This window comes from Bradyrhizobium sp. SZCCHNR1093, assembly GCF_032381175.1.
GTDB lineage: Bacteria > Pseudomonadota > Alphaproteobacteria > Rhizobiales > Xanthobacteraceae > Bradyrhizobium.
Window position 1 is genome coordinate 756,879 of sequence record NZ_JAUHJJ010000003.1, and the last position, 23,413, is coordinate 780,291.

At 66.3% G+C, this 23,413-nt stretch carries 20 protein-coding genes, 1 tRNA gene and 3 pseudogenes; 14 read left to right on the forward strand and 10 right to left on the reverse strand.

Annotated elements, in window-relative coordinates; translation table 11 throughout:
* Positions 1-179 precede the first annotated feature (179 nt).
* Positions 180-2,036 carry an alkaline phosphatase family protein gene (locus QX070_RS14470; protein WP_315737675.1) on the reverse strand — a complete coding sequence of 619 codons (1,857 nt, stop codon included), beginning with the start codon at positions 2,034-2,036 and terminating at the stop codon, positions 180-182.
* A gap of 205 nt (positions 2,037-2,241) precedes the next feature.
* Here QX070_RS14470 and QX070_RS14475 point away from each other — a divergent pair, with 205 nt between their 5' ends.
* Entirely contained in the window at positions 2,242-2,736 is a 495-nt protein-coding gene (locus QX070_RS14475; RefSeq protein ID WP_315737676.1) for a ferritin-like domain-containing protein, read from the forward strand.
* A gap of 179 nt (positions 2,737-2,915) precedes the next feature.
* Here QX070_RS14475 and QX070_RS14480 read toward each other — a convergent pair whose 3' ends face one another.
* Complete coding sequence (locus QX070_RS14480) at positions 2,916-3,623, reverse strand: TetR/AcrR family transcriptional regulator (protein WP_315737677.1); 708 nt, start codon at positions 3,621-3,623, stop codon at positions 2,916-2,918.
* A 45-nt stretch (positions 3,624-3,668) separates the two neighbouring features.
* Between QX070_RS14480 and QX070_RS14485 the strand changes: the two genes are divergently transcribed.
* Positions 3,669-4,793: an NAD(P)/FAD-dependent oxidoreductase gene (locus QX070_RS14485; protein ID WP_315737738.1), complete on the forward strand. Its 1,125-nt coding sequence runs from the start codon at positions 3,669-3,671 to the stop codon at positions 4,791-4,793.
* A 47-nt stretch (positions 4,794-4,840) separates the two neighbouring features.
* Here the strand turns inward: QX070_RS14485 and QX070_RS14490 are convergent, their stop codons facing one another.
* The 3 genes and pseudogenes from QX070_RS14490 to QX070_RS14500 all read right to left on the reverse strand — a co-directional run bounded on the left by QX070_RS14490 (position 4,841) and on the right by QX070_RS14500 (position 8,894).
* The gene (locus tag QX070_RS14490) at positions 4,841-6,091 is read right to left on the reverse strand and encodes an arsenic transporter (protein ID WP_315737678.1); all 1,251 of its coding nucleotides are present in this window, start codon (positions 6,089-6,091) and stop codon (positions 4,841-4,843) included.
* A gap of 22 nt (positions 6,092-6,113) precedes the next feature.
* Positions 6,114-6,401: pseudogene (locus tag QX070_RS14495) on the reverse strand (MFS transporter); the annotation flags it as partial.
* Positions 6,402-6,428: 27 nt separating this feature from the next.
* Positions 6,429-8,894: a PAS domain-containing protein gene (locus tag QX070_RS14500; protein ID WP_315737679.1), complete on the reverse strand. Its 2,466-nt coding sequence runs from the start codon at positions 8,892-8,894 to the stop codon at positions 6,429-6,431.
* 226 nt (positions 8,895-9,120) lie between these two features.
* Between QX070_RS14500 and QX070_RS14505 the strand changes: the two genes are divergently transcribed.
* From QX070_RS14505 to QX070_RS14525, 5 genes are all read left to right on the forward strand, one after another.
* Positions 9,121-10,248, forward strand: coding sequence for a putative zinc-binding peptidase (locus tag QX070_RS14505; RefSeq protein WP_315737680.1), 1,128 nt, complete (start codon positions 9,121-9,123; stop codon positions 10,246-10,248).
* A 68-nt stretch (positions 10,249-10,316) separates the two neighbouring features.
* On the forward strand, positions 10,317-10,535 hold the full coding sequence (locus QX070_RS14510) for a hypothetical protein (RefSeq protein WP_315737681.1): 219 nt from the start codon (positions 10,317-10,319) through the stop codon (positions 10,533-10,535).
* A 156-nt stretch (positions 10,536-10,691) separates the two neighbouring features.
* Complete coding sequence (locus QX070_RS14515; protein ID WP_315737682.1) at positions 10,692-12,707, forward strand: acetyl/propionyl/methylcrotonyl-CoA carboxylase subunit alpha; 2,016 nt, start codon at positions 10,692-10,694, stop codon at positions 12,705-12,707.
* Positions 12,708-12,940: 233 nt separating this feature from the next.
* Positions 12,941-13,807, forward strand: a complete 867-nt coding sequence (locus QX070_RS14520) for an isocitrate lyase/PEP mutase family protein (RefSeq protein ID WP_315737683.1) — start codon at positions 12,941-12,943, stop codon at positions 13,805-13,807.
* Positions 13,804-14,106 (forward strand): acylphosphatase, encoded by a 303-nt coding sequence (locus QX070_RS14525; protein ID WP_315737684.1) that lies wholly within the window; start codon positions 13,804-13,806, stop codon positions 14,104-14,106. The genes QX070_RS14520 and QX070_RS14525 overlap by 4 nt, the downstream gene beginning before the upstream one ends.
* 117 nt (positions 14,107-14,223) lie before the next feature.
* On the opposite strand, the gene QX070_RS14530 is transcribed toward QX070_RS14525, so the two are convergent.
* Positions 14,224-15,033, reverse strand: coding sequence for a class I SAM-dependent methyltransferase (locus QX070_RS14530; RefSeq protein ID WP_315737685.1), 810 nt, complete (start codon positions 15,031-15,033; stop codon positions 14,224-14,226).
* 149 nt (positions 15,034-15,182) lie between these two features.
* Here QX070_RS14530 and QX070_RS14535 point away from each other — a divergent pair, with 149 nt between their 5' ends.
* The 3 genes and pseudogenes from QX070_RS14535 (at position 15,183) to QX070_RS14545 (ending at position 17,861) form a co-directional block, all read left to right on the forward strand.
* Complete coding sequence (locus QX070_RS14535) at positions 15,183-15,752, forward strand: GbsR/MarR family transcriptional regulator (protein ID WP_315737686.1); 570 nt, start codon at positions 15,183-15,185, stop codon at positions 15,750-15,752.
* A 17-nt stretch (positions 15,753-15,769) separates the two neighbouring features.
* A pseudogene (locus QX070_RS14540) lies at positions 15,770-16,428 on the forward strand (DUF4166 domain-containing protein).
* Positions 16,425-17,861 (forward strand): TIGR01777 family oxidoreductase, encoded by a 1,437-nt coding sequence (locus QX070_RS14545; protein ID WP_315737687.1) that lies wholly within the window; start codon positions 16,425-16,427, stop codon positions 17,859-17,861. The pseudogene QX070_RS14540 and the gene QX070_RS14545 overlap by 4 nt, the downstream one beginning before the upstream one ends.
* 13 nt (positions 17,862-17,874) lie before the next feature.
* Here QX070_RS14545 and QX070_RS14550 read toward each other — a convergent pair whose 3' ends face one another.
* Entirely contained in the window at positions 17,875-18,921 is a 1,047-nt protein-coding gene (locus QX070_RS14550; RefSeq protein WP_315737688.1) for an AraC family transcriptional regulator, read from the reverse strand.
* A gap of 59 nt (positions 18,922-18,980) precedes the next feature.
* On the reverse strand, positions 18,981-19,838 hold the full coding sequence (locus QX070_RS14555) for a LysR family transcriptional regulator (RefSeq protein ID WP_315737689.1): 858 nt from the start codon (positions 19,836-19,838) through the stop codon (positions 18,981-18,983).
* Positions 19,839-19,946: 108 nt separating this feature from the next.
* On the opposite strand from QX070_RS14555, the gene QX070_RS14560 reads away from it, so the two are divergent.
* Positions 19,947-20,375: a 4-oxalocrotonate tautomerase family protein gene (locus tag QX070_RS14560; RefSeq protein ID WP_315737690.1), complete on the forward strand. Its 429-nt coding sequence runs from the start codon at positions 19,947-19,949 to the stop codon at positions 20,373-20,375.
* A 2-nt stretch (positions 20,376-20,377) separates the two neighbouring features.
* Here QX070_RS14560 and lipB read toward each other — a convergent pair whose 3' ends face one another.
* Positions 20,378-21,100 carry a lipoyl(octanoyl) transferase LipB gene (lipB, locus tag QX070_RS14565; RefSeq protein ID WP_315737691.1) on the reverse strand — a complete coding sequence of 241 codons (723 nt, stop codon included), beginning with the start codon at positions 21,098-21,100 and terminating at the stop codon, positions 20,378-20,380.
* A 20-nt stretch (positions 21,101-21,120) separates the two neighbouring features.
* Here lipB and QX070_RS14570 point away from each other — a divergent pair, with 20 nt between their 5' ends.
* The 3 genes and pseudogenes from QX070_RS14570 to QX070_RS33030 form a co-directional block, all read left to right on the forward strand.
* A complete protein-coding gene (locus QX070_RS14570) occupies positions 21,121-21,414 on the forward strand; it encodes a FliM/FliN family flagellar motor switch protein (RefSeq protein ID WP_409997775.1) in 294 nt (97 codons plus the stop codon).
* Positions 21,415-21,549: 135 nt separating this feature from the next.
* Positions 21,550-21,634: transfer RNA gene (locus QX070_RS14575), tRNA-Leu, on the forward strand.
* A gap of 259 nt (positions 21,635-21,893) precedes the next feature.
* Positions 21,894-22,127: pseudogene (locus tag QX070_RS33030) on the forward strand (hypothetical protein); the annotation flags it as partial.
* Here the strand turns inward: QX070_RS33030 and QX070_RS14580 are convergent.
* The gene (locus tag QX070_RS14580) at positions 22,034-23,410 is read right to left on the reverse strand and encodes a HAMP domain-containing sensor histidine kinase (RefSeq protein WP_315737692.1); all 1,377 of its coding nucleotides are present in this window, start codon (positions 23,408-23,410) and stop codon (positions 22,034-22,036) included. The pseudogene QX070_RS33030 and the gene QX070_RS14580 sit on opposite strands and share 94 nt — an antisense overlap.
* Positions 23,411-23,413 lie beyond the last annotated feature (3 nt).

Here is a 23,413-nt window from a genome sequence, read left to right on the forward strand (position 1 = left end):
TCGCATGACGGCTCTTGATGGCGCCGCCCGGCCGGTGAATCAATCGGCGGTGCGACATGCGGGAACGGTCTCCCCGGGTATCGCTGCGCTCACCCGGGCTACGGCACCACGTCTAGTCGAAACAGAAATGCCCCACTTTCGCGGGGCACTCTGCTGATCGCGTAGAGGTGGCGGACTGACTACTTCGCCGCCGCCGTTTTCTTCGGCGCCTCGTCGTCGAGTCCCACGGTGCGGCCGGGGAAGCCGGCGGCGTCGAAATAGCGCTGGGTGCCGACGCGCTGCAGCTTCAGCACGGTGCGCAGTCCGCCGGCGGCCGGATCCGACTTGATGACGTCCGACGTCGCCTTCGGCGTGGTGCCGTTCGGCATCGCCTCGGTCATGATGCGGCCGATCAGTCTGCCCTTCGGAGCGACCTTGAGGTCGAGCAGCTTCGCCGCGGTGATGCCGACATCGGCATTGCTGACGGGCAGGGGATCGACGAAGCCCGCCTTGAAGTCGGGTCCGGTGGCCGCCATGAAGCTGTAGGTGTCGCCGCGGCCGAACGAGCCGTGCATGCCCTGGCCCTGGCGCAGCACGGTGTCGGCGACCTCGACCTGGCAGTTGCTCGGCTGATCGCAGCCCGGCGCGACATAGGAGCGGAAGTTGACCACGATCGCCGGATGCGGCGTCACCGCCTTTCCCTGCAGGTTGATCCGCGACAGCGGCAGCGTGCCGGGAATCTCGCCGAGCTTGTCGTCGACGAAGATGCCGGAGACGTAGTCCTGCGCCAGCAGCGCCTTGACGGTGCGGCGGGCGAGCTTCCTGTCGTTGTTGGGCAGATAGATCAGGTCGGAGCCGCCATTGGTGGCGACGACGAGATCGGGCTTGGTTGGATCCTTGCCGAGCACGCCGTTGCCGGCCTTCGGGTGCTTGCCGTTGGGCACCGCCGCGTTCTTGTCGTTGGGATCGAACAGCGGCAGGTCAAGCGCCTTGGCGAGGTCGATCGCCAGGAAGCCCATCGGCAGGAAGTCCTTCGGGGTGTCGTCGTAGCTGACCTTGGCCGATGGGCTGGTCTTGCTCTCCTTGGAGATGGTCGAGAAGCCGTGGTCGGCCTGGACCATGATGTTGGTCGAGGCGGCAAGCCCGAGATCGTCGAGCGCCTTGCGCAACGCCGCCAGATTGTCGTCGGCATTCCTGATGCCGGCCATCGACGTCGGGCCATTGATGCCCGGCGTGATGGTGTTGAGGCTGTCGCCGTGATTGTGCTGGCTGCCGTCCGGATCGCGCGACCAGAACACCAGAACGAACGGCTTGTTGCGGGCCTTGAACATCGGCAGCACCGCCTTGGTGGCGACGTCGACCATGTAGGCCTGCTGCACGACGTTGGCCGAGGTCGTGCCCGGCGTCTTGGCGTCGCCCGCCTTTCCGTTGTCGCCGCGCGACGGCGTCGCCAGCGGCAGGCCGGCCTTGGTCATGGCGTCCTTGACCTCGTCTGTGACAGGCACGCCGTTCTTATTGCCCGTGGAATCGTCGATCACGATCGAGGAGGTCGCGCCGGGCTTGCAAGGGCAGCCGGTGTGGTCGAACAGGTAGGTCGGGCCGACTTTGCCGATCGCGGCGGTCGAATAGCCGGCCTTGCGGGCGAGCTTCAGGATGGTGTCCTCGTTGAGGTAGTCGCCGTTGAAATGCTCGTCGATATCGCCGAGCACGGCGTCGTTCTCGATGAAGGGCACGACGGTGCCGCCGGCCGGCGCCGAGGTGTAGCCCGTGAAGATCGTGTTCGAGAACGTGCCGGTGTCGCCGAGATAGTGGCCCGTCGCCATGGCCGAGCCGTTGGCCATCGTGAAGGTCGGAAACAGCGAGTGCGAATTCTTGAAGTTGACGCCCTTGTCGCGGACGGCGGCCATGGCCGGGGCGGTCTCCGGCGTCACCTTGAGCGCACGCAGGCCGTCGGGAATGAACAGGATGAGGTTATGGGGGGTGGCGTTCTGCGCAAATGCGGCTCCGGACGACAGCAAGGTCAGTCCGGCGCACAGCAGCACGAGCGGGCGGCGCATTGAAAACTCCTGAAGGCAATCGGCGGAATCGCGGCGTCTCGCCGCAGGGAAGAGCTGTAGTTTTGCCGGGTGACAGTTTTGTTACAAGAGGCTCGGAGGGCCGCCGACAGCGCTCCGGGCAGGATTTTCTTGCGGCGGGCTCGTCGGTGGCAGGAACTAGGGTATGGCTTTCTGGTTGTCGGCTCACAATCAACAGGAGCACACCATGCCTGCCGACAAAGACCTCAACGAGCTCTTCCTCGATACCCTCAAGGACATCTACTACGCCGAGAAGCAGATCCTGAAGACGCTGCCGAAAATGGCCAAGGCGGCGCAGTCGGAGAAGCTGGCGGCGGCGTTCGAGAAGCACCACGACGAGACCGAAGGCCAGATCGAGCGGCTCGAGCAGATCTTCGAGCTGATCGGCAAGCCCGCCCGTGGCAAGAAGTGCGATGCGATCGAGGGCATCATCGACGAGGGCAAGGAGATCATGGACGAGTACAAGGGGACACAGGCGCTCGACGCCGGCCTTCTTGCGGCAGCGCAGGCGGTCGAGCACTATGAGATGTCGCGCTATGGCACCCTGAAGGCCTGGGCCCTCAAGCTCAACCTGCCGAAGGCCGCCAAGCTGCTCGACCAGACGCTGAATGAAGAGCGGAAGACCGACGAGACGCTGACCAAGATCGCTGAGACTGCGGTCAACTACGAAGCCGCGGCATGACCATCGGCCGATCGTGATCACAACGCCGCCAGCGTGCCACCAGCGCTGGCGGCGGCGTCACGAGTCGCACCTTCGGAGCCTGGTTGGAGCCTGCCAAGGCGCCGACCTCGATATTCTCCCGCCGGTTGCGCATCTCCTTGCGTTCGGAGGAGGCAGGTGGGCTGCAAGTCAGCCGCTGCCTATCGGATGGTCCCGATCCCGGCCAGGATGAGGTCGATGCCGGCAAGAAATTGCGCGCGGTCGTCGTGCTCGCGCAGCTCCGTCGCCACCCGATGCACGAACGGGTACTCCGCGGGATCGAGCTGCGTCCACCGCGTGGCGACCGCTCCGAGGAACGCCGCGCGGTCCGTCTCGCGCGGGAGGAGGCGGGCGTTCGCGGCATTCTGCCCGGCCACGCCAAGGATATAGTTCAAGAGCGCGGACGCGGCATCGAACAGGGCGCTTTCGGGGACACCGAGCGTCTGGAGCCGTCCGCCGACGCTTTCGACGATCTGCAGCATCGCGGACCGCCACGGTTCACGGAAAAGCTGGGCACCCACCCAGGGGTGGGCGTCGATTGCGTCGAACAGCCCGAGGGCAACGGCACGGATCGCCTGTCGCGGCTCTGCATCGCCCACGACCCCGGTCATGACACGGGCAATGACGTCATCGGTGGCCGCTGCGAGCAAATCGCTCTTGTTGGCGACGTGCCAGTAGATCGCCCCGCTGCCGGTCGCCAGGCGAGCTGCGAGCGCGCGGAAGGTCAGAGCGCTTTCGCCCTCGGTGTCGAGGATCTCGGTCGCGGCCTCGACGATTCTCTCCTTCGAGAGCGCATCCGCGCGCCGTTCCGTCCGTTGTGTTCTGCTCGCCATGACCATCATCTTGACATGATTGGAACGTTGTTCCAATCAACTTTCATGGAACGACGTTCCAGTCAATTTGAAAGGCAGATGATGACGACACCCGTCACGATCGTCGGCGCGGGCCTCGGCGGCCTTACGCTCGCACGCGTCCTCCATGTCCACGGTATCCCGGCTACGATCTATGAGGCGGAGCCATCTGCCGAGACCCGGGCGCAAGGCGGCCAGCTCGATATTCACGAGCACGACGGGCAACGTGCCCTCGCAGACGCCGGCCTCATCGATGCGTTCCGTGAGATCATCCATGAGGGCGGCGCGGCGTCGCGCGTGCTTGACCGGCATGGCACGGTGCTGCTCGCGCAGCCCGATGACGGCCGACGCCCCGAGGTGCTGCGGGGTGATCTGCGGCGGATTCTTCTCGAGTCCCTGCCAGCTGAGACGATCCAGTGGGGCAAGAAGCTGACCGGCGTCGTGCGCCTCGGCGACCACAGGCACGAGCTGAGATTCGCGGACGGGGCGAGCGTGGTCACGAGCCTGCTGGTCGGCGCCGACGGCGCCTGGTCGAAGGTCCGGCCCCTGCTGTCGGCCGCCAAGCCGGAATATGTCGGCACGACGTTCGTTGAGACCTACCTGCATGACGCCGACGAGCGGCACACCGCGGCGGCCGAAGCAGTCGGCGGCGGCGCATTGTTCGCGCTCGCTCCGGGACAGGGGATCTGCGCGCACCGTGAGGCAGGACAGGTTCTTCACGCCTACGTCGCGCTGAACCGCTCCGCCGAGTGGATCGCCGGCATCGACTTCATGGACGCTGCCGCCGCGACGGCGCGAATTGCGGCCGAGTTCGACGGATGGGCGCCTGCGCTCACCGCGCTGATCACCGACGGCGAAACCCCGCCGGTCCCGCGCATGATCCACACGCTTCCGAACGACCATCGGTGGGACCGTGTGCCTGGGGTGACGCTTCTCGGTGATGCCGCGCACCTGGCGCCGCCGGCCGGCGAGGGCGCGAACCTGGCGATGTTCGACGGCGCCGAGCTCGGCAAGGCGATCGCTGCCCACCCCGGCGACATCGAAGCGGCACTCGCCATCTACGAAGCAGCGCTATTCCCGCGCAGCTCGTCGGCGGCCGCAGGCGCGCATCAAATCCTCAAGCTCTGCCTCGGCGACAGCGCACCATTCGGGCTCGTCGACTTCTTCAACGGTGCCCTGGAGAGGTAGGGCGGGCTCCCGCCTTCGTCACCGTGCCCACCGCCATCACATCGATGTCAGATCGCTGCGGCCAGCGCCGCGATCAGCGCTGGCGGCGTTGCTACGAGTCCGATCTTGAGAAACTGCCAGGCGGACACCTCGATTTTTTCGCGCCGCAGGGCGGTCAGCCACAGGATGGTGGCGAGCGAGCCGGTCACCGAGATGTTGGGGCCGAGATCGACGCCGATCAGAATTGCACGGATGACCTCATGCGACAGGTGATCGCTGGCCGCCACCGAGCCGGCGACCAGTCCGACGGGAAGATTGTTGGCGATGTTGTCGGCGATCGCCGTGATCAGGCCCGCGGCCCAGGCGGCGCCAGCCGGTGAGCCGGTAACGCCCTGGTGCAGCCAGGCGCTGAGCTGGCCGATCGCGCCGGCCCGGTTCAGGCCTTCGACCATCACGAACAGGCCGCCGACCAGCGGCAGCACGCCCCAGGACACGCCTTTGATCGTGGGCCATGGCGACTGCCGGCTGATCAGCAGGATCGCGGCCGCCGTGACCACGCCACAGACGAAGGTCGGCAAGCCCAGTTGCACGTCGAGCGCCGAGGCGGTCAGCAACACGGCGGCAATCGCCATGATTCCGACCGCGGCGAGCCGACCCTCGCGGCTCAGATGCGGCTTGTCGACATCGGTCCGCAGCGTCTCCTCACGGAGCGCGCGGCGCTGGGTCAGCCACAGCGCGACATAGGTCAGGGCGATCGCGGCCATCGAGGGCAAAGTGAACTGGCGCAGCCATTCGGTGAGATGCGGCATGCGCTCGCCGAACACGACCAGATTGGCCGGATTGGAGATCGGCAGCACGAAGCTCGCGGCATTGGCGATGAAGGCGCAGACGTAGAGATAGGGCAGCGGCGAAGCGCCGGCGGCGCGCGTGGCGGCATAGACGGCCGGCGTCAGCACGATCGCGGTGGCATCGTTGGAGAGCACCACGGTGACCAGGGTACCGACCGCATAGACCAACAGGAACAGGAGTTGCGGCGAGCCGCGCGCATGCTCCACGGCATAGGCCGCGAGATAGTCGAACAAGCCCTCGCGGCGGGCCAGCTCGGCAATCAGCATCATGCCGATCAGGAACAGATAGACGTCGACGCCCTTGCGGATGCCGGTGAGCGCATCAGCGACAGGCAGCAGGCCGAGCGCGACCAACAGGATCGCGCCGGCGACGGCCCACACGGCCTCGGGCAGCCGAAACGGGCGGATGATGACGCCGGCGGTGGCGGGAATGATGATGGCGTAAGCGAGCCAGGTATCTTGCAGGGACATGATCAGGGATCGATAGAGCAAATCATTCGGCGGGGATAGCGGGCGAGGACGCCGCATCCGGGTGCGCGGCCTCCGGTCCACCGGTCTCGGGCTGCAGCCGCCAGCATACGATCACGGCGGCCGCGCCGAAGGCCAGGAACGCGGCGCTGTAGCCGCCATGGACGACGACCGGGCCCGCCAGCGCGGTCGACAGCGCCGCGCCAATGCTCTGCGCTGTAATCACGGCGCCCTGAGCAATGTTGAAGCGGCCGGTGCCGCGCATCAGGTCCGCGACGATCACCGGCATGATCGCGCCGAAGATGCCGGCGCCGGGGCGCGCGAAGCGCGCACTACCTACTCAGCGCGGCAGCGGCGCCTTCTCGGCCATCGCCTTGCGCAGGATGCGCGACAGCGACTCCACCGAATAGGGCTTCTTGATCAGCTCGAAGCCGTGATGGGCGTTCTCCGCGAGCACGTGGCTGTAGCCGGATGTCAGCACCACCGGCAGGCCGGGATAGCGGTCGCGGATGATGCCGGCGAGCTCCAGGCCGTTGATGCCGGGCATGATGACGTCGGAGAACACGAGGTCGACCGCGAATTCGTCGTTCGCCAGGATTGCCAGTGCATCGGCGGCATTGGCGACGCGGCGCGTCACATAGCCGAGGTCCTCGAGCAGCTCGGTCGAGAACTGCCCCACCTCGTCATTGTCCTCGACCACGAGCACGCGGTAGCCGCGCCCGATGGTCGCCGGCTCGATGCGCGCGGAGCCGGCTTCCGTGCCGGATTGCGGTGCCGTGGCCTGCGGCAGGTAGATCGTGAAGGTCGCGCCGTGGCCGATGCGGCTGTCGACCGCGATGTCGCCTTCGGACTGCTTGGCGAAGCCGAACGCCTGGCTGAGGCCGAGACCCGTGCCCTTGCCGACCTCCTTGGTGGTGAAGAAGGGTTCGAAGATGGCGTTGAGGTGCTGAGGCGCGATGCCGCCCCCGGTGTCGGCGACCGAAATCGCGATGAAGGCACCGGGCCGGGGGCCCTGGCCACGCAAGGCCGGGATGCTCTCGGTCCGCTGCACGCCGATTTTCAGATGTCCTTCACCGTTCATGGCGTCGCGCGCATTGACGGCGAGGTTGATCAGCGCGGTCTGGAATTGCGCGACGTCGGCGAGGGTGAACAGTCCGCTGTTCGTGACCGCGAGCTCGATCTGGATGCGGCCGCCGACGAGAGGACGGATCAGCTGCACGACGTTCTCGACCTGCTCGCCAACATTGAACACCTGCGGCGTCAAGGGTTGCCGCCGCGCGAAGGCCAGAAGTTGCGCGGTCAGCTTCGAGGCGCGCTCCACCGTCTCGGAGATCGCATCGACATAGCGCCGGCGCCGTTCCTCGGGGAGATCGCGGCGGCGCAGGAAGTCGGTGGCCGAGCGGATGATGGTGAGCAGGTTGTTGAAATCGTGCGCGACGCCGCCGGTGAGCTGGCCGATCGCCTCCATCTTCTGCGACTGCCGCAACAGCTCCTCGCCCTGGATGCGTTCGGTGACGTCGACCGCCTCGGCGACCGCGCCGGTGACCACATCATGCTGGTCGAACAGAGGCCGCATCGAAAGCTCGAAATGTCGCTGGCCGCTGGCGAAATCGAGCCGCATCTCGGTCCGAAAGCTCTCGCCGGCGAGAACGCGGGCGAACGCCTTGCGCAGCATCTCGGTCACGCCCGGCGTATGGGTGAACCAGGGCGCATCCCAGAGCGGCTGGCCGATGACGTTCACTTCACCGGCGCGCATGCCGGCGACCGCGATGCGGTTGGCATGCAGCACGCGGCCCTCGACGTCGAGGATGGCCTGATACTGATTGCTGGTGTCGAAGATCGCGCGCATGCGCGCTTCATTGGCCTCGAGTTGGGCGGTGCGCTCCTTGATCCGCTCTTCGAGGGTCTCGTTGATGCGGCGCAGCTCGATCTCGGCCTGCTTGGCGGCCGTGACGTCGTGAGCGACGCCGATGAATCCGACATGTTTGCCGTTCGCGTCCCAGCGCGGCTGCGATTCCGAGCGCAGCCAGCGCCATTCGCCGTCGGCGCGGCGGTAGCGCGCCTCGAGGAAGAACGGCTTCAGCGAGCGCTCTCCCGACTGCTGCTGCTCCAGGATGCGCGGAAGGTCCTCGGGATGCAGCACCTTGCGCCAGTCGAAGGCCAGCGTCTCGTCATGGGGCAGGCCGAGGAAATCGACATAGGCGCGATTGACGAAGGAGCGGGTGCGGTCGAGCTTCGTCACCCAGATCGGCACCGGGGCGCTGTCGGCGATCAGCCGGAAGCGCTCCTCGCTCTCGCGCAGTTTGGCCTGCGCCAGCATCTGGTCGGTGACGTCGATATGCGCGCCGACCAGGCGGATGGCGCGGCCGTTCCAGTCGCGCTCGATGCGGGCGATGACGCGGACCCACCGGATCTCGCCATCGCTGGGACGGATGATGCGGTATTCGGTGGTGTAGTCCTCCTGCTTGCTCTTGACCGCGGCGATGAACTCCTGCTCGGCCTTGACGCGGTCGTCGGGATGGACGCGCCTGACCCAGTCTTCGTGAGTCTCGTGAACGGCTTCCGGCGGCAGGCCGTGAATGATCAGGTATTCGGGGGAGCGGCGGTTGCGGTAGCCTTCGCGCAGGTCGACCTCGACGCCGCCGACCCGGGCGATCCGCTGGATGCGCGCGAGCTCCGCCTCGCGTTCCTGCAGCGCGCGATAGGCCTCATCGCGATCGCGCGCGATCTCCTCGATATGCTGGCGCAGCGCGTCGGCGGCAGCCTCCGGCCTCACTTCGTCTCTGGGCGCATCCGCGCTGTTCATGCTGACCTGCACTGATGTGGCGAGCAGTCGCCCGAGAATTCCATCGCGGGTGTTCGGAAGCTTGGCGACATTGGGACCAAGGAAAGCAAACTGACCAGAGATTAAGGCGGGCAAACGCCGGCATGACGAGAACGTCGGGGCAGACAAAAAGTTCCGCGCTCCCGGAACGGACTGTTACTGTCGTGCGTCGTCAGGCCCTGAACACCGCAACACGTAGGTCCACGCCGTGAAGCTCTTCGTCTGTCAGGTCTGCACGAACATCCTGTACTTCGAGAATCGGAGCTGCGGGCGCTGTGGCCATCAGCTCGCCTTCATGCCGGAGCGCCAGATCCTGTCGGCGATCGAGCCGGCGGAGGAGGGCTTTCGGACGCTCGCCGACCACGGGACGGGGCGCTTCTTCTGCGCCAATGCCGAGCACGACGCCTGCAACTGGCTGCTCGAGACCGGCGAGACCGCAGGCTTCTGCCGAGCCTGCCGGCACAACGGCACCATTCCCAATCTGTCCGATCCCGCGCAGCTCGCGGGATGGCGCGAGCTGGAGGTGGCCAAGCACCGACTGTTCTACTCGCTGATCCGATGGAAACTCCCTGTGAAGACGCGGATCGAGGACCCCGAGCACGGGCTGATCTTCAACTTCCTCGCCGATGACCCCGTCGGCCAGCAGAACGTCATGACGGGCCACGACAACGGCCTCGTCACCATCGCGCTGGCCGAGGCCGACGATTTCGAGCGCGAGCGACGGCGGCTCGAAATGGACGAGCCGTACCGGACCTTGCTCGGTCATTTCCGCCACGAGGTCGGGCACTATTTCTGGGACGTGCTGGTGCGCGATGCCGGCAGGCTCGAGGAATGCCGGGCCGTGTTCGGCGACGATACCCAGGACTACGGCGAGGCGCTGAGGCGGCATTACGATCAGGGGCCTCCGGTGGACTGGCAGGACAATTTCGTTTCGGCCTACGCCACCACGCATCCGTGGGAGGATTTTGCCGAGACCTGGGCGCACTACCTCCACATCGTCGATACGCTGGAGATGGCCTCCGAGTTCGGCATCGAGATCGATCCGCCCGCCGACCAGATCGGCGGGCTGACGGCGCGCGTCACCTTCGATCCGTATGTCGCGGAGGATTTCGACATCATCGTCAACGCCTGGCTGCCATTCACCTTCGCCATGAACAGCGTCGCCCGGGCGATGGGCGCGCGCGATCTCTATCCATTCATCCTGACGCCGCCGGTCATCGGCAAGCTCGGCTTCGTCCACCATCTGGTGCGGCAGGGCGCACAGCAAAAGTCTGTCGCTCTGGCTCCCGAAAAGCCACAGGCCGAGCCTCAGCAGGAAGAGATCGGGGCGGCGTGATCCGCCTTGACTCCTTCGAACATAAGGTGAACATGGCGGCGTGACCGGAGCGAGGACCGTCATCGCGCATGCCCAGATCGCAATCCAAGACCGATGCCGCGGACACCGAAGACCTCGCGCTGGACGCCGCCGTAGACCAGGCCATTGCTGCCTGCGGGGGCGATCCGCGGGCGGCCATTCGTGCCCTGATCGTTGCGAACGATTTTCTCGAGACCGAGGTCGGCGAACTGATGAAGGCGGTGTCGCACGCCTATGCCCGCGGACGTTTCCACAGCTATTCCGGCTGACGGCAAGGGACGCAGCTGGCATGCCTCGCCGGACGGCAACGTCGGAACGAGAGGCGGGTTGCGCGCGGGCGATTTTGGTATAGACGAACCGGTCAAGCTCGCGGTGTTACGCCTGTGCCACGAGCGGGGAGCCCGCCCAAAGGTATCAAGCAAGAAATGTTCAAAACCATTCTGATCGCGAACCGCGGCGAGATCGCCTGCCGGGTCATCAAGACCGCCCGCCGCATGGGAATCCGGACCGTTGCGGTCTATTCGGAAGCCGACCGCGATGCGCTTCATGTCGAGATGGCCGATGATGCCGTGCTGATCGGCCCGCCCGCCGCCGCCGAGAGCTATCTCCTGATCGACCGCATCGTCGAGGCCTGCCGCAAGACCGGCGCCGAGGCGGTGCATCCGGGCTACGGCTTCCTGTCCGAGCGCGAGGCTTTCCCGCGGGCATTGGCCGAGGCTGGCATCGTCTTCATCGGCCCCAACCCCGGCGCCATCGCCGCGATGGGCGACAAGATCGAATCGAAGAAGGCGGCCGCCAAGGCCAAGGTCTCGACCGTGCCAGGCTTCCTCGGCGTCATCGAGGACGACAAGCATGCCGTGCGCATCGCCGACGAGATCGGCTATCCCGTCATGATCAAGGCCTCCGCCGGCGGCGGCGGCAAGGGCATGCGCATCGCGCATTCGACCGCCGAGGTGGCCGAGGGCTTCAACCTCGCCAAGGCCGAGGCCAAGGCCTCGTTCGGCGACGACCGCGTCTTCATCGAGAAGTTCATCGTCGATCCCCGCCACATCGAGATCCAGGTGCTCGGTGACAAGCATGGCAACGTGATCTATCTCGGCGAGCGCGAATGCTCGATCCAGCGCCGCAACCAGAAGGTCATCGAGGAGGCGCCGTCGCCGCTGCTCGACGAGGAGACAAGGCGCAAGATGGGCGAGCAGGCGGTCGCGCTCGCCAAGGCCGTGAACTACGACTCCGCCGGCACCGTGGAGTTCGTCGCCGGCCAGGACAAGAGCTTCTACTTCCTGGAGATGAACACCCGCCTGCAGGTCGAGCATCCCGTCACCGAGCTCGTCACCGGTATCGATCTCGTCGAGCAGATGATCCGCGTCGCCGCCGGCGAGAAGCTCGCGCTTGCGCAGAAGGACGTCGCGCTGACCGGCTGGGCGGTGGAGTCGCGCGTCTATGCGGAAGATCCGTTCCGCAGCTTCCTGCCGTCGATCGGCCGCCTCGTGAAGTATCGCCCGCCGGCCGAGAGCAAGGCGGACGGCGTCACCGTGCGCAACGACACCGGCGTGCAGGAGGGCGGCGAGATCTCGATCTACTACGATCCGATGATCGCCAAGCTGGTCACCCATGCGCCGTCGCGGGCTGCCGCGATCGAGGCGCAGTCGACCGCGCTCGATGCGTTCTATGTCGATGGCATCCGCCACAACATCCCGTTCCTGTCGGCGCTGATGAACCATCCGCGCTGGCGCGAGGGAAGGCTGTCGACCGGTTTCATCGCCGAGGAGTTTCCCAAGGGCTTCGCCGCGCGTGCGCCGGAAGGCGAGATCGCGCGCCGGCTAGCGGCGGTGGGTGCTGCGATCGACCACGTGCTCGGCGAGCGCAAGCGGCAGATCTCGCAGCAGATGATCGGCCGGCCTGTGAGGCGGCAGGGCCGCCGCGCGGTGTGGCTCGGGCGTGACGAGATCCTGCTCGACATCACCAGGGAGAACGGCGCGATCACGGTCCGCTTCGTCGGGGCCGACGGCAAGGTCGGCGCGGCGCATCAGTTGGTGTCGGACTGGAAACCGGGCGACGCGGTCTGGCACGGCACCATCGATGGCGCGGCCATCGCAGTGCAGACGCGCCTCATTGCGAACGGTGTGCGGCTTGCGCATCAGGGCGTCGAAGCGCCAGTCTACGTCTACACGGAAGCCGAGGCGACCGCGGCGCGGCTGATGCCGGTCGTCACCGCCGGCGACAGCGGCAAGAAGCTGTTGTGCCCGATGCCCGGCCTCGTGGTCTCGATCGCCGTGACCGAAGGGCAGGAGGTCAAGGCCGGCGAGACGCTCGCCGTGGTCGAAGCCATGAAGATGCAGAACGTGCTGCGCGCCGAGCAGGACGGTACGGTGAAGAAGATCCACGCGACAGCCGGCGCTACGCTCGCGGTGGACGCGCTGATCCTGGAGTTTGCGTAGGACTTGCTCCATCATTCCGGGGCGATGCGCAGCATCGAACCATGATGCGCAATTGCGCATCTGAGAATTTCGAAAGTCCGGGTTCGTCTCGTCGAAGGCGGCCCGGATGACCGAACGAACCATCATCCGTCATTGCGAGGAGCGTCAGCTCCGAAGCAATCCAGAGTTCGGGGCACGATTCTGGATTGCTTCGTCGCTGCGCTCCTCGCAATGACGAAGGAGAGGAGGCGAGGATGACCTTCCGTGCATGCAGAGAGGCGCTCCGTGCGATCCTCGCCGGCGATCGCTGCATCCATCCGGGCTCGGTGTACGACGCGATCTCGATCCGCATCGCCGAAGATCTCGGCTTTGAGCTCGGCATGTTCGGCGGTTCGGCTGCCTCGCTCGCCGTCCTCGGCGATCCCGACATCGCGCTGATCACATTGACCGAGTTGGCCGAGCAGATGCGGCGGATGTCGCGCGCCGCCGCGCTGCCGGTGCTGGTCGATGCCGATCACGGCTATGGCAATGCGATGAACGTGCGCCGCACGGTGCAGGAGCTGGAGGCGGCCGGTGCCGCGGGTCTCACCATCGAGGATACGCTGCTGCCGCAGGCTTTTGGCGAGGCGAAGCCGCAGTTGATCTCGCTCGCCGAAGGGGTCGGCAAGGTGAGGGCAGCGCTCGACGGCCGAGGCGATCCCGCGCTGGTCATTCTGGGGCGAACCGGGGCCGTCTCCATCGCCTCGCTCGACGACGCGATCATGCGCGCCAAAGCCTACGAGGCCTGCGGCGTCGACGGCCTGTTCTTCACCGGCATCACCTCGCGCGATCAGCTCGATGCAATTACGGCAGTCACCACATTGCCGATCGTGCTCGGTGGCGCGCCGGAGGAGATGTCCGATCTCGGCTATCTCGCCTCGCGCCGCGTCCGCGTCGCGCTGCAGGGCCATGCACCGATCGCGGCCGCGACGCAGGCGGTGCATGAGACGCTGAAGGCGCTGCGCAACGGCGCCTCGCCGAAGCAGCTCAAGGGGCTGCCGTCGGCCGAACTGACCGCGCGCGTCATGCGCGATGGCGACGTGAAGAAGAGACTTCGCGAGTTCCTGGGGCTTGGTTCATGATCGGTCGCGCCATCGTCCACGTCACGGTCCGCGGCCGCGTCCAGGGCGTCGGCTACCGCGCCTGGGTCGAGGACCAGGCCATCCTCAACGGGCTCGAAGGCTGGGTCCGCAACCGCAGCGACCGCAGCGTCGAGGCGGTCTTCGCCGGTCCCGCCGACGACGTCGCGGCGATGGTCACGGCCTGCCGCAAAGGGCCGCCGGCTGCGCGTGTCGACGACGTGATCGACGTCGCCGGGACGGTCGATCAGCTCGCATTGCGTCGGCCCGGCGAATCGTTCTCGGTGCTGCAGACGGCGTAGTTGTCTTCCGTTGCCGACTACCGATCGTGCACATTTGTCGGCTTTCTGTTCTGGACGGCTTTGATCCTGCTGCGGGTGCATTTCACCCGCGGTGCACCGTAGAGCGGTCGCTGTCGCTCACCCAGCCGAGATCACCAGCGCCTGTATGCGGCCCTCGATCGGTCCGTCGCCGAACCGGCGCGCCAGCGCGTCCGCGGCCGCCTGCGTGACGGCTGCGAGGCCGGGCGTGCCGCGCGCTTCGATCTCGCCGCGCATCGGCGTGCCCTGGCAGAACGCCATTGCCGACTGATGTGGCGAGGCGGCGCGGCTGCGATGTGCAACCGTCTCGATCACGATATCGGTGAAGCCTGCTGCTGTCAGATCGGCCTCGATCCGCCCGGTGTCGTAGTAGCCGTGCGGAGTCCGGGTGAAGAACTGCGGCGGGTTTTCGGGGAACACCTGCTGCAACGTCTCGTGAACGACGTGAGGGATTTCGTTCTCCTCGATCCGGTCCCAGACATTGAAGACGAAACGTCCTCCGGGCCTGAGCACGCGGCGGGCCTCAGCATAACTCTTGACGCGATCGGGGAAGAACATCGCGCCGAACTGACATGCGACGGCATCGAAGCTCGCGTCGGCAAAGGGCAGGGCCAGCGCATCCGCTTGACGAAATGCGATGCGGCTCTCGGTGGCGAGATGCGTCTTCGCCTGTGCGAGCATCGGCTCGTTGAGGTCGGTGGCGGTGATCCGGACCTCCGGCGGCAGTTGCGCGTGCAGCGCCCTCGTGACCACGCCGGTGCCCGCCGCCGTCTCCAGCACGTCGCGCGGCAGGCAGGCCGCGATGCGCCGCGCAAGATCCTGCGCGTAGGGCACGAAGATCAAGGGCACCAGCAGTTGATCGTAGATCTGCGGGATCGATCCGGTGAAAGCCTTGTCGGATGCCGTCATGGCTTGCTCCTGTTGCAGATGGGGCAGGCGGGGATCAGGCGGTCTCGGCGCGCGCAAGAGGGGCGCTGTAACATCCGTCTTGCCGGCCACCCGCCCGGTTCAAATAAGACGCTCTTGACATTCACTCTCTACGGTCAGATATTTCTGTCATGACAGAAACACCAGGCAATCGGAAGCTTCCGCCCGCCGTCGAGCGCTTCATTCTCAACTGGGGCGACATGGGCGACCAGTGGGGTGTGAACCGCTCGGTGAGCCAGATCCACGGCCTGCTGTACCTCGCCGAGAAGCCGATGACGGCGGAGGACGTCGCCGACACGCTCGGCATGGCCCGCTCCAATGTCTCGAACTCGCTGAAGGAGCTGCTCGCCTGGGGCTTGATCCGGCGCGTGCCGATCCTCGGCGACCGCCGCGATCATTTCGAGGCCGAGACCGACATCTGGGAGGTGGCGCAGCGGATCGCGGCCGGCCGCAAGGAACGCGAGATCGATCCGGCCATCGCGGCGCTGCGCGCCTGCGTCGCGGAAGCGACCGGCGATCCCACGATCAGCGCGGTCGCAGCCAAGCGTCTGAAGGACATGCTGGCGTTCACCGAGCTGATCGACCGCTGGTACGTGCAGATGCTGAAGGTGCCGCGGCCGCGTCTCGTCGCGCTGATCAAGCTCGGCGAGAAGATTGCAAATCTGTTGCCGTCGGGAAGGTCCAGGTCCGGCAGCGCTTGAGGAGAGTGGAGGGCGTCATGGTCACCATGCGACATCTCGGACTTTCAACGCCCTCCAGCGCCCGGCTCCATGATGATCACAGGTTTCGTGCGCTGCTGTCCGCCGAAGACTGGGGACGACTGCCGGTGTCGATCTGGCGCCGCTTCTCCAAGAAACTCGCCGATGGCGCCACCGTCGTCTATGTCGGCGAGGTCGATCAGGCCGAGATCAGCCGTGCCGGCTTCTGGTTCGCGCATCTGGCACGGCTGATCGGCGGGCCGCTGCCGACGCGCGCGGACATCGGTGTGCCGATGATCGTCGCGGTGACGGAGGACGCGGCGAGAGGCGGTCAGATCTGGACACGCATTTGCGGGCGCCCGCATGGCTTCCCGCAGGTGATCCATTCCGCCAAGCGCTTCGCCGGTCCAACGGGGCTCGAGGAATATCTCGGCTGGGGCCTTAGCATGAGCCTGCGTGTCGGCGTCGCCGATGGGCGCTTCATTTCCATAGCGCCGGCTACACGTTCGACTTCGCGGGCCGGCGCTGGGCGCTGCCGGCATGGCTCACGCCCGGCGACCTCACCGTCACCCATTCCGATCTCGGCAGCGGCGTCTTTCGCTTCTCGCTCGAGATCACCCACCCGCGCTTCGGGCGCATCATCCGCCAGAGCGCCGTGTTCTGGGAGTCCACACCATGACGCCGCTGCTCTGGTCCCTGATCGCGCTCCAGATCGTGATGGGCGTGTTCGACACCTTCTATCACCATGAGTTCACTGAGCGCCTGGCGTGGCGGCCGTCGCAGCAGGGCGAGCTCAAGCTGCACGGTATCCGCAACGTGCTCTATGCGCTGCTGTTCGCCGTCCTCGGCTGGTGCGAGGTGCATGGCCTGTTCGCAATCCTCCTGCTCGCGGTGCTCGTGGCCGAGATCGCCATCACCTTGACCGATTTCGTCGAGGAGGATCTGACGCGCAGGCTGCCACCGAGCGAGCGTATCAATCACACTCTGCTCGCCATCAACTACGGCGCGATCCTGATGCTGCTGGTGCCGCTGCTGATCGGCTGGGCGACGCGGCCTTCTGCGATCGTGCCGGCCTATGCGGGCGTGCTGAGCTGGATTGCTGCCGCGGCCGCGGTTGGCGCTGCTCTGTGCGGTCTGCGCGACTTCACCGCGGCACGGCGCCTGGCGCGGATGTCACAGCCCGATGCCGCCGCGCTGGTCGCGGCGCTGCCGCCGGCGCAGACCATTCTCGTCACCGGTGCGACCGGCTTCATCGGCACGCGGCTGGCGGCCAGTCTCGCCGCGGCCGGCCATCATGTCGTCGCCCTGGTGCGCGACCCGGCCAAGGCCGCAATGTTGCCGGCGCCGCTGACGTTGATCACCAGTCTCGATCAGCTCGCCTCTGACATCCGCATCGACGCGATCGTCAATCTCGCCGGCGAGCCGATCGGCAACGCGCCATGGACCGCGGCCAAGCGCGCCACGATCCTGCAGTCCCGGCTGGCTACGACGGAAGCCGTCGTCTCTCTGATTGCGCGGCTCGACCGCAAGCCGAGTGTATTGGTCAACGGCTCGGCGATCGGCTGGTACGGCCTGTGGCAGGACCAGCCGCTGACCGAATCCGCCAAGTCGCATGCCTGCTTCAGTCATGACCTCTGCGACGCCTGGGAGCAGGCGGCTCGCGGTGCCGAAGCACATGGCGTCCGCGTCGCATTGCTGCGGATCGGTCTCGTCGTCGGCCGCGACGGCGGCTTCCTGGCGCGGATGCTGACGCCGTTCGAATTCGGCCTGGGCGGGCCATTCGGCTCCGGCCTGCAATGGATGTCCTGGATCGAGCGCGACGATCTCGTCCGGCTGATCGCGCATGTGATTGCGACCGAGACCATCACCGGGCCGGTCAATGCGACAGCGCCGCTGCCGGTGCGCAATCTCGCCTTCACCGCCGAGCTCGCGCGCTGCCTGCGGCGACCGGCGCTGCTGCGCGTTCCCGCCGGCATGCTGCGCCGGATCGGCGGCGACCTCGCCGAGGAGCTTTTGCTCGGCGGCCAGCGCGTGGTGCCGAACAAGGCGTTGTCGAGCGGTTTCGTGTTCCGCCATCAGAGCCTGCGCAGCGCGCTCGAAGCCATCCTGTGAGCGGCCGAAAGCGTCACGATTGCTCGGCGCGCGTCATCGTCGCCGATGGCAACTCGCCGAACGTGGCGCGATAGTAGCGGGCGAAGTGTCCGGCATTGGCAAAGTTGCAGGCGGCGGCCGCCGCCGCAACCGTGACGGCCGGATCTCCGGACCGCAGCATCTCGTGGGCGCGCCGCAGGCGCACCGACTTGGCAAAGGCCATCGGCGAATAGCCGCGCACGCGCTCGAACAGACGGAAGATCGAGCGGGCGCTGACGCCGGCTTCGCGCGCAAGGCGCTCGATCGTGATCGGCTCGCGCCAGTTGGCCTCGATGTAATCTTCGAGCCGCTTGACCAGGCCGAAATCCGGCATCGGAGAGGGATCCAGGAGCGTGTCGCGGAAACGATGACGGCTCGCGCAGAGGAAGGCGACATGCACCGCATCCTCCAGCTCGCGATAGACCGCAGCGGGGAACGCCGCATCCTGCTCGTTCAGCTGGGTCGTCAGGAAATCGAGCAGCCGCATCAGGCTGCGGGCCTGCGGATCGGCGGCCGGAATGGCGGGGGCGACCGCAAAGTCGGCGCGCGGCTGCACGCCGACCAGCGCCGTCAGGCGCCGCCGCAGCGCTTGCGGATCGAGCCGCAAAGTGAGGCGTCGATGGCCACCCTGGCACGCCATCTGCCATGGCACGCCGGCCGGCGCGACTGCGAGCTGATGCTCGTTGACGTCGGTCGCCTCGCCGCGGGCGCAACTGACCGCGCGTCCCTTCAGGGCGATCTGCACCCTGATGAAGTCGGCCGCACGATGGTCGCAGACCATGTCGCAGGTCGTGGTGCCAAAGGCGAGGCCGATGGTCTCGAGTTCGATCAGGTTGACGATCGCCTCGAAGCGCTCGGCGTTCCTGAAGTCGACGCGCTCGGCGCCGAGCCGGCGCCCCGCGAGGTCGCGCAGCACGTCGGCGTTGGAGGTTCGGATCAGCGCGTGGCGATGTAACGGTTCGAGGCCGGTCGCGCCGGTCGAGGCCGGGCTCGGCTTTGCTGGGGCGCTGACGAGGTCAGCTGCGGTCAAGAGACGGTTCAAGCCGCTGCTCCTGAGCTCCGATCATCAACCCATGCTACATCAGGCTCCGCGGGCGTCAATTACTTCGACATCGCGGCGCTTCGGAAGGCCGCGGCCAGCGTGCGCAAGGCCGCGCGCTTGGCCGCATCTCCCGCCTTTGCATGCAGCATCACCTTGGAACGGCCGAGCTTGGGCAGGCCGAGATCCGGTCCGACATCGATCAGTCCGCTCGGCGCGATCCGGCGGGCCAGCGGCGCAACCGCAAGACCGGCGCGCGCGGCCGCCGCAACGGCCGTCACCCCGCCGCCGACGAATGTCTCGCTGAAGCTGATTCGGGCGCGCTCGAGAGCGCGGACCGCGATGCTGCGCACGCCGCAGGGCGGCGCGAGCGTGGCGAGCGGCAGCGTGCCGCCCGCCGGCAGACGAAATCTGGGAGCTGCGAACCAGCCGAACTCGTCCGTGATCAACGCCTCGCCACCGCGGCGGCTCGCCTCCTGGCGGACGATCACGGCGTCGAGCTTGCCGGCATCGTAGCGGTCGAGCAGGTCGCGCGAGAAGCCGATGCTGACCGACAGGACGAGGTCCGCCATGGCTGCATGCATCTGCTCGAGCATCGGCACCAGCTCGGGGCCGGCGACGTGATCGCTGATCCCGAGCGACAGAAGCGGGCGGGTGCGGGGCGCTCCCGTGAGCGCAAGGTCATGAGCGGCAACCAGCGCGCGGGCGTTCTCGGCGAAAGCCGCGCCGTCGGCGGTGAGCCGGACCGCGCGCGGCGAACGCTCGACCAGCCGCTTTCCGAGCAGCGCTTCCAGTCGCTGCAGCTTCAGGCTGACCGCGGCCTGGGTGGTGCCGAGCGTCTCGGCCGCCCGCGTGAAGCTGTGCAGCTCGCTCACCAGCAGAAAGGCGCGGACGGTTGCGATGTCGAGCGTGGCGGTCATATGCGTCTGTTATCATTGATATCCATATCGATAACGTACCAAAATGAGCGGCATGGGGCTAGCTTTGCTCTCGAAGCGCAGTCACGCGCTCGAGGCCGGGAGCCAAAAATGCCATTGATCAATATCGTCTATGCCAGCCAGCGTCGCTCGCCCGAGCTGAAGAAGGACATTGCGGACGCCGTCACCGAACTGACCGCACGCATCCTGCGCAAGGATCCCAAGGTCACCGCCGTCATCGTCTCGGAAGCGGATGCCGCGGACTGGTTCGCCGGCGGCGCCGCGCTGGCGGAGCAGGGGCTTTCAAGCTATTGGATCGACGTTCACGTCAGCGAGGGCACCAATACCAAGGACGAGAAGGCCGCCTATCTCGCCGCGGTGTTCGCGCGCATGGCCGAGCTGATCGGACCGCTGCATCACGAGACCTACCTTCATGTCGACGAGGTCAAGGCGGATGCCTACGGCTTCGGTGGCTTGAGCCAGGAGCGCCGCTATGTCGCGGCGAAGCTCGGCGTGCCGCCGCAGCAGGGCGCTGCGTGAGCTCATGCCGTCTCCGGCTGCGCGACGCTGACGGCGCCGAACACGCTCTCGAACGCCTGCCGGAACGCGATGTCGACATCGGCGAGCGTCACCGGCAGGCCGAGATCGACCAGGCTGGTGACGCCGTAGCGCGGATCGGTCACGCCGCAGGGCACGATGGCCTGAAAGTGCGACAGGTCCGGCTCGACATTGATGGCGATGCCGTGAAAGGTGACCCAGCGCTTCAGCCGCACGCCGATCGCGGCGATCTTGTCCTCATGGCCCTCGCCCTTGTCGGGCCGTTTGACCCAGACACCGACGCGATCCTCGCGCCGCTCGCCGCGCACGTTGAAGGCGTCGAGGGTGCGGATGATCGTCTCCTCGAGCGCGGCGACATAGGCGCGTACGTCGGGGCGCCGCCGCTTGAGGTCGAGCATGACATAGGCCACCCGCTGGCCGGGCCCATGATAGGTGACCTGGCCGCCACGGCCGGTCGGCACCAGCGGAAAGCGCGGATCGCGCAGGTCTTCCGCCTTGCCCGACGTACCGGAGGTGTAGACCGGCGGGTGTTCGAGCAGCCAGACCATCTCCGCGGCCTCGTTGGCGGCGATCGCCGCCGCCCGCGCCTCCATGAATTCGGTGGCCTGGGCGTAGTCGACCAGCGAATCGGAGATGCACCACGCCACGGCGTTGCCGGGGGGGCCCGCAAAGGTGGTCAGGTCGAGTGTTTGGCGGCTGTTAACCATTGGCTAACCACAACATGGTGATGTCTGGGCAACGAAAATCCAGTCGTGACTTCGGTGGTCCTGCAGTGTCAACCCTCGATAAAGTGACAGTCGACCTGATGGTCGTTCTCGGCACCTGCTCCATGCCCATCCACCAGGTTCTGCGCCTGTCCCGCGGCGCCATCATCGAGCTGGACGCTACCGAGGCTGATGACGTCAAGGTGCTCGCCAACAACCTGCCGATCGCCAACGGGGTCGTGCTGGTCGACCGCAACCGCATCGCGGTCGAGGTCAAGCAGATGCTGCCGCGCTCGCCGACGCCGACGTCGCGATAGCGGCCCCGGGCGGCGCGAAAACCATCCACAATCCGGTATTTTAGGGCAGGGCGGGCCTTGTCCCCCCGACATCGATTTGATACATGGGCGCCACTGATCCGGTGCCGCCCTTCCTCTGGCTCCGGCTTCTTCTTCGCGCTCGTGGCGGAATTGGTAGACGCGCTGCCTTGAGGTGGCAGTGGGTAACACCGTGGGGGTTCGAGTCCCTCCGAGCGCACCATAAATCCTCGTTTGATCCTTGAAATCCTTGAACTTTTTTCTGTATGTTGCTCGGGAATGTTGCCGATCGTTCCCGCGGGGCGTTGCTGTCCTGTTTTCTGCGACGGGCTTGAGAAAATCCTCCGATGACAGGCTCTGGTCGAACGCGACCACCTCGTCCATTCCGCTGATGCCAGGCTTCTCACGGTTGGCTTGGGCGATGTCGTGAGCCGGCATTTCGGGGTCTCGATGCTGGTACACGACGCGCCGACGAAGGGCCGTTCTTCGGCTACCCGTTTGCTTTCCGCGGCAAGAAGGCGTTGGTGCTGAAGGTCCGGTTCTGTGACGGCAATGGGGGGCGTCTGTTCACCAAACGCATCGACCAGGGCGGCTTCGTGTGGCGCTGCGGGCACCAGTCATGTCACGATGAGCTTGGATCACCCTTCTTTCGAAGTGCGAGCTTCAGGGCGACGCCCCCAATTCTCGAATCCTCGATCCATAGTCGGCCATCATAGAGACTGGTCAGGTCGCGGGCAATCGCCAGACCGAGCCCAGTGCCCGGCTTCGCGTCGTCAAGTCTCGTGCCCACGTCGAACACGCGCATTCGCTCTTCGACTGGAATGCCGGGCCCGTCGTCCTCCACCGTGATCAAGACGGTGCTGTCGAGATCCTCGATCGAAATCACGACGCGGTCATGTGCCCATTTTGCCGCATTGTCGAGCAGGTTGCCGATGAGTTCGGTCAGATCGTTCGTATCGCAGGCAACGACGACGTCGGCTGCTCCTTCGACTTCGAACCGCCGGTCGTGCCCCGGGCTGAATCGCGAGTAGGTATTGATGACGCTCCTCAATACGTCTGCGACGACCGCAAACGCACCTGCATTCGCGATCGTGGAGGCCTTTGCGCGCGCCGTCTGGTAGTTGATGAGCAGCGCCATTCGCGAGCACTGCTCCGACAGAATCTGAGCGTGGCTCTCCTGGCCGGATGCTTTCAGCCGTGCTGCCTCCTCGTCGAGAATTGCCAGAGGCGTCTTCAGCGCGTGTGCAAAACTTCCTGCGAGCACGCGAGCGCGATCGACCATGATGAGATTTGCCGCAATCATTCCGTTCAACTCGGTTACGAGCGGCATGATTTCCTCCGGCAGGTCCTCAGGCAGCCGCGTGGTCTTGCCGCTGCGCACGTCCACGATGGCGCGACTCATGCGCTGGAGTGGCCGCAGGCCGTAAACGACTTGAGCGTAGGCGGTGCCAACCATGGCGAGGGCCATGATACCCAGCGTCGCGATCAGCGTCAGATTGAGGTGCTGCATCTCGTCACTGATCAGTCGCTCGTCGGCACCGACACGGATTTCGACGGGTTGCCCGAGCCGAGACGGCTCGCTGATGTTTCGGACCATGCGCATCGGCCCAGTCGGTCCCTCCACATTCGTAAGCGCCGTGGAGGGGGGCAGGGAACCCTCGCGAGTCTGGTCGGGCGTGAATGAAAGAGAAAGGTCATCCTGTAGCGACGGCGAACGCGCGGTCTCGCCGTTCTGCAGGATGACCTGCCAATACATTCCGGACCTGGCAGGGGAGAAACGCGGATCGCTCAGATTGCGGGCGATGAATAGCCGCTGCGTTGCGTCGATTTCCACGAGGTCGGCGAGCTCGCGGGCGTGATCCAGGAGGTCATGATCGAAGTGGGCCACGACGACACGGCGAATGACGATCGAGAGTCCGAGCCCGCTGGCGAACAAGACGATGGAAATCCAGATCGCGGCGACCACGATCATGCGGGCTCGGAAGTTGCGGCTGAACATTGC

Bases quoted from the DNA above. Each gene is read 5' to 3' on its own strand.
- QX070_RS14500 (WP_315737679.1), bottom strand. From the start codon at position 8,894: ATGAACAGCGCGGATGCGCCCAGAGACGAAGTGAGGCCGGAGGCTGCC.
- QX070_RS14475 (WP_315737676.1), top strand. From the start codon at position 2,242: ATGCCTGCCGACAAAGACCTCAACGAGCTCTTCCTCGATACCCTCAAG.
- QX070_RS14520 (WP_315737683.1), top strand. From the start codon at position 12,941: ATGACCTTCCGTGCATGCAGAGAGGCGCTCCGTGCGATCCTCGCCGGC.
- QX070_RS14525 (WP_315737684.1), top strand. From the start codon at position 13,804: ATGATCGGTCGCGCCATCGTCCACGTCACGGTCCGCGGCCGCGTCCAG.
- QX070_RS14545 (WP_315737687.1), top strand. From the start codon at position 16,425: ATGACGCCGCTGCTCTGGTCCCTGATCGCGCTCCAGATCGTGATGGGC.
- QX070_RS14555 (WP_315737689.1), bottom strand. From the start codon at position 19,838: ATGACCGCCACGCTCGACATCGCAACCGTCCGCGCCTTTCTGCTGGTG.
- QX070_RS14470 (WP_315737675.1), bottom strand. From the start codon at position 2,036: ATGCGCCGCCCGCTCGTGCTGCTGTGCGCCGGACTGACCTTGCTGTCG.
- QX070_RS14570 (WP_409997775.1), top strand. From the start codon at position 21,121: ATGTCTGGGCAACGAAAATCCAGTCGTGACTTCGGTGGTCCTGCAGTG.
- QX070_RS14490 (WP_315737678.1), bottom strand. From the start codon at position 6,091: ATGTCCCTGCAAGATACCTGGCTCGCTTACGCCATCATCATTCCCGCC.
- QX070_RS14510 (WP_315737681.1), top strand. From the start codon at position 10,317: ATGCCCAGATCGCAATCCAAGACCGATGCCGCGGACACCGAAGACCTC.
- QX070_RS14580 (WP_315737692.1), bottom strand. From the start codon at position 23,410: ATGTTCAGCCGCAACTTCCGAGCCCGCATGATCGTGGTCGCCGCGATC.
- lipB (WP_315737691.1), bottom strand. From the start codon at position 21,100: ATGGTTAACAGCCGCCAAACACTCGACCTGACCACCTTTGCGGGCCCC.
- QX070_RS14515 (WP_315737682.1), top strand. From the start codon at position 10,692: ATGTTCAAAACCATTCTGATCGCGAACCGCGGCGAGATCGCCTGCCGG.
- QX070_RS14485 (WP_315737738.1), top strand. From the start codon at position 3,669: ATGACGACACCCGTCACGATCGTCGGCGCGGGCCTCGGCGGCCTTACG.
- QX070_RS14530 (WP_315737685.1), bottom strand. From the start codon at position 15,033: ATGACGGCATCCGACAAGGCTTTCACCGGATCGATCCCGCAGATCTAC.
- QX070_RS14535 (WP_315737686.1), top strand. From the start codon at position 15,183: ATGACAGAAACACCAGGCAATCGGAAGCTTCCGCCCGCCGTCGAGCGC.
- QX070_RS14560 (WP_315737690.1), top strand. From the start codon at position 19,947: ATGCCATTGATCAATATCGTCTATGCCAGCCAGCGTCGCTCGCCCGAG.